A 4,882-nucleotide genomic window follows, 5' to 3' on the forward strand; every position below is an offset into this window, starting at 1 on the left:
CATTTTTCACTGGTACGTTTAGGTCAGCAGGGATAAATACGCGTTTCCCTGCTAGGTCCAGGTCGTTCATCTTGATTACAGACATGGTTTGTCCTCTCAAATATAAAAAAAAAAAGTTTTTGAAACCCCGACAACCTTGCCGAGCCTATAAATTCTTCAAACTGGTTATCGATATGGAGATTTGAGTTATTTATTTCAAGCCTGAAAATAAATAAATCTCCATCATCCTGCTACTACTCGGATGCTTGCATTGCGAGTGCCGTATCCAGCATGCGATTCGCAAAGCCCCATTCGTTATCACACCAAACGAGCATTTTAACAAGCTGCCCGTTACTCACTCTTGTTTGTGAACCATCAACAATCGCACTATGGGGATCGTGGTTAAAATCGATGGAAACAAGCGGAGCTTCAGTATAGTCAACAATGCCACGTAATGTACACTGAGATGCGTTAACAATGGTTTGATTTACGTCATTAACTTTCACATTTGTATTAATTGTGACACTCAAATCCATCGCGGTGACATTAACTGTCGGTACGCGCACTGATATCGCTTCAAATTTGTTAGAAAATTTCGGAAAGATCCTTTCAATTCCTTTGTGCAACTTGGTGTCCACTGGAATGATGGATTGGCTTGCAGAACGTGTTCGACGCAAATCGGTGTGGTAGGCATCGATCACTTGTTGATCATTCATTGACGAGTGAATGGTGGTAATGGTTCCTGAATCGATACCAAACGCTTCATCAAGCACTTTAATAATCGGTACAATGCAGTTGGTGGTACAGGATCCGTTTGACACAATGCGGTGTTCTGCGGTTAGCGTCTCATGGTTGACCCCATAAATGATTGTATTATCGAGATCATGTGAGCCGGGATGTGAAAAGAGTACCTTCTTTGCACCTGCCTCAATGTGCTCCAAACCATCGGCTTTTGAGCCGTACACACCCGTGCAGTCGAGCACAATATCAACGCCTAAATCGCGCCATGGCAGAAGTTTGATTTCACTAAGGTGCAAAATTCGAATCGAGTCATACTCATCCAGCCCATGATGAACATAGATATGCTCTTGATCATTGGTGATTTTTTTACCAAATCGACCATGAGTGGTGTCGTATTGTAGTAGGTGCGCCATGGCATCAGGTAGCGCCAGCTCGTTCACCGCCACCACCTTTATCTGCTGACTTTTTCCACTTTCATATATCGCACGCAGCACGTTACGCCCGATACGCCCAAAACCATTGATCGCGACTTTAAGCATCATTCCATCGTCTTAACTTTTTTCGTGGTACAGATAGTAACCGATAGCGACCAAGAGCAACACCCCAAGCCATCAGTTGTCGCAAAAGATTCTGTTTCTAAACGGACTCAAGGTACAAGCAACAGCGGCTACGACAAGAAAGATGTCCATAAAAAATGGCTCACCAAACGGGAGCCATTTCATTTGCGGTATTGATGGTTTAAAAATTAACGTCAATACCTAACCAATAACGACGTCCATCTTCTACATAGCCATATTCTTGGTATGAAATTTCTTCATCGAGTAGATTGTAAATCGCACCTTTCAAGCTTACTTGAGAAGAAAGCGCGTAAGTGATGCCAGTATCGATGAACTGATAAGCTGGCTCAATCAAGCTGCTACGAGAAGGGCCAGTGACTGGGTTGCTCTCTTTTCCACGATAAGTCAGCTTCAACCAACTGCTCAAGTTGTCAGTCGCTTGCCAATCAATATCAGCGCTGAAGCGATGCTCAGGTTGTTGCTCAAGTGGCATACCTTGATATTTTCCGGTTTTTTGCTCTGAGTCAGTAAAGGTATAGCTCGCGTTGAAATAAACCGTTTCTGTGATAGGTAAACCGAGCGTACTTTCGACCCCACGCGTGTACGCTTCATCAACGTTCACTCGATAAGTGGGATCAGAGCCCCACTCGTTCGGGCCTGCAGTACAGACGTTGCTTGGGCACACAACACGGGTAATTTTGTCTTTGAAATCATTATGGAAGAAAGTCAAACTCGCGTTAAGACCCGCTCCATTTTGGTACATCAACCCCAACTCTTTGTTGATTGAAGTTTCGGGTTTTAAATCTGGATTACCGTAAATATTACCGCCTTGACTCACCTGCGCCCAATTTGGCGTGACTTCTCTGAGCTGCGGTGAACGGAAACCCGTTGCCACGCCACCTTTCAGAATCCACGCTGGATTGATGGTCCACACGCCATACGCTCTTGGGCTAAAATGAGAACCATAATTTTCATCGTGGTCAACACGGCCACCTAAGGTTAGGTTAAACGACTCGGTCATGCGCCACTCGTCTTCAACAAACGCCGCCCATTGAGTGCTTTCAATCTGAGTTAAATCAGAGGCTTTATTTGAGGTGAAATCTTCTAACTTTGAATGTGAAGCCTCAATGCCTACGGTTGCCGTATTGTTAGTCAATGGCACCACTAAGCTTGATTTAGCCACCGTATTGATGATCTCCATCTCACGGCTTTTATTATTACTTACTTCACGTTGGACATAAGTATCCGACACACCATAGTCACCCCAATCCCCTTGGTGAGAAAGGGAAATATAGGTTCTACGGTATTCGTTTAAGCTGTCTTCGCACCCACCTTTACAACCTGTCGTTGGCACGGATAACCCCACATTGCCTCGGCGATCTTGTGCGGAAGTACCCACTTCAAAAGTCAGATCATGCTGCTCATTAAGTTGGTAGTTCAACTTTGAAGTTAAACTTTTTAAGCTTTTGTCTTGGTAGCCACGTTCAATCTTATCTTCATCGCGTTCGGTACTCTGTCCATAAACTTGCAGAGAAAGATTGTCGGCCAGTGGCCCTGTCAGGAAGAAGTTGACGCCGTTCTGATCGCCAGAATCGCGATTTTCTTGGAAAACCGTATCCAACTGAACACTGCCTGACCACTCTTGATTATCTTTTCGTGTGATGATGTTGATCACACCACCAATGGCATCTGAGCCATACAAAGTCGACATTGGGCCACGAATCACTTCAATTCGTTCAATGGCTTGCAGTGGTGGCATCCATCCCTGCTCAATACCTGGACCATCACTATTTGGTCGAGTTTGACGCGAAGATTGACGCTTACCATCGACTAACATCAAGGTGTAGTTTGAACTCATACCGCGCAAGCTAATGTCTGTTTTATCACCACCTCCAGTCACCAACACGCCCGGCACACTGCGCAGTGCATCGGTTACATCACGATAATAACGTGATTGCAACTCTTCTCGTGTAATCACACTGATACTCGCTGGAGCCTGCGCTTGTGTTTGTTCAAAACCAGCCGCCGTCACCACTAATTTCTCATAAGATTGAATTTCTTCAGCGAAAACGTGTGATGAGGTGAATAACCCGAGCGCCGCAGTAATTGCAACATTCAGCGGATTGAGTCTGGACATGTACCACTCCTTTAAATGATAATGATTATTAATTTCAGAGGTGGATTATTCATAATTTTGATGATTGAGATAGATAGACAGATGGAATGGTCGATACCGAATATGGAACACAGTGATGATTAGATTAAAAGGCCATTTTACTTATGCATGATTTCAGTGCGATCAAAGCTTTCCATGCTCTCTGTCAATACAAAAGCCTGACTGCGGCGGCGAAAGCGCTGGAACAGCCTAAGTCCACCCTCAGTCGACGTTTGGCGTCTTTGGAAAACGATCTCGGACAAGCCTTAATTGCTCGGCAAGGCAACCGTCTAACTTTGACTAAAGCTGGGCAAGTTTTTGCAGTCTATACAGAACAACTGCTTGAATTAGCAGAAAAAAGCCATGAAGCACTGCAAGAGTTTAATAACCAAATCAGCGGTGAAATGACCTTGGTGGTTCATCCGAACTTAATTCGTGGCTGGTTGAGCAACGTATTGGATGAGTTCATGCAAACCCACACCGAAATCAACATTCGACTCTACAGCCAATATGTGGCAGAAGAGTCGCATCTTGAGCCTGATTTACTGATTTGGATTGGCCCGTTTGCTCAACAAGGCTGGAGACGTGAATTGCTCGGCCATTGGCAATATTCACCTTATGCGTCGCCACACTATCTTGCCAATAACGACATGCCAGAGCATCCACAGGATCTAGTCAAACATCCTTGGATTGATTTTATCGCTTTTCGCCAAGAAGCCTTGGCTCTCATCCATCCTATTCACGGCAGCTATCTTTTACCTGCGCTCACAAGCCGCTTGCAGAGTGATAATTTAGCTATGCAAGCGGATGCGATAGCCAAAGGAAGAGGCATCGGCTTACTGCCGACATGGTTTGCCAAAGGCTTTGAACAAGCGCACCCAAACAGTGTGCAAGCATGTTTGCCAGAATGGTTGTCGCCACCCACTGAAATTAGTTGTCATTATCCAGCAGGCAGACATCCGCTCAAACTGCGTCTGTTTATCGACGCGCTACGTCAAGCCTGTCCTGAAGAATGGAAAGCATCATAAACATCAAGATCAAAAAAGCCCAGCGAATGACTCGCTGGGCTTTTGCATTAAAAATTAAGCGACTTAAGCAAGCAGCTCTTGTGCTTGTTTCACCACGTTTTCAGTTGTAAAGCCGAACATTTTAAACAGTTGATCCGCCGGTGCTGACTCACCAAAGGTAGTCATACCGATGATCTTGCCGCCAAAACCAACGTACTTGTACCAGAAATCCGCGATACCTGCTTCAATAGCGATACGCTTAGTCACGGCGGCTGGTAGTACGGCTTCGCGGTAGGCTGCGTCTTGTTTATCAAACGCATCGGTCGATGGCATCGAAACTACGCGCACTTTCTTACCTTCGGCTGTAAGTTGCTCTGCGGCTTTCACCGCCAGTTCAACTTCAGAGCCAGTGGCAATCAGGATAAGCTCAGGCTGACCAGCGC

Annotated in this window: 4 protein-coding genes; 1 reads left to right on the top strand and 3 read right to left on the bottom strand. The window is 45.4% G+C overall.

Annotation, left to right across the window (positions count from 1 at the left end; all coding sequences use genetic code 11):
- Positions 1-233: 233 nt before the first annotated feature.
- Together epd and B9J87_RS06645 are read right to left on the bottom strand one after the other, a co-directional pair.
- Complete coding sequence (gene epd / locus B9J87_RS06640) at positions 234-1,259, bottom strand: erythrose-4-phosphate dehydrogenase (protein ID WP_026027970.1); 1,026 nt, start codon at positions 1,257-1,259, stop codon at positions 234-236.
- Positions 1,260-1,458: 199 nt separating this feature from the next.
- Positions 1,459-3,414, bottom strand: a complete 1,956-nt coding sequence (locus tag B9J87_RS06645) for a ligand-gated channel protein (RefSeq protein WP_094149861.1) — start codon at positions 3,412-3,414, stop codon at positions 1,459-1,461.
- A gap of 143 nt (positions 3,415-3,557) precedes the next feature.
- Between B9J87_RS06645 and B9J87_RS06650 the strand changes: the two genes are divergently transcribed.
- The gene (locus B9J87_RS06650) at positions 3,558-4,460 is read left to right on the top strand and encodes a LysR family transcriptional regulator (RefSeq protein WP_094125364.1); all 903 of its coding nucleotides are present in this window, start codon (positions 3,558-3,560) and stop codon (positions 4,458-4,460) included.
- A 63-nt stretch (positions 4,461-4,523) separates the two neighbouring features.
- On the opposite strand, the gene B9J87_RS06655 is transcribed toward B9J87_RS06650, so the two are convergent.
- A partial coding sequence (locus tag B9J87_RS06655; RefSeq protein ID WP_303396259.1) for a transketolase-like TK C-terminal-containing protein occupies positions 4,524-4,882 on the bottom strand: 359 nt, incomplete at its 5' end.

The sequence above is a fragment of the Vibrio sp. V19_P1S1T109 genome, assembly GCF_002241375.1.
Lineage (GTDB): Bacteria > Pseudomonadota > Gammaproteobacteria > Enterobacterales > Vibrionaceae > Vibrio > Vibrio anguillarum.

Bases quoted from the DNA above. Each gene is read 5' to 3' on its own strand.
- epd (WP_026027970.1), bottom strand. From the start codon at position 1,259: ATGCTTAAAGTCGCGATCAATGGTTTTGGGCGTATCGGGCGTAACGTG.
- B9J87_RS06645 (WP_094149861.1), bottom strand. From the start codon at position 3,414: ATGTCCAGACTCAATCCGCTGAATGTTGCAATTACTGCGGCGCTCGGG.
- B9J87_RS06650 (WP_094125364.1), top strand. From the start codon at position 3,558: ATGCATGATTTCAGTGCGATCAAAGCTTTCCATGCTCTCTGTCAATAC.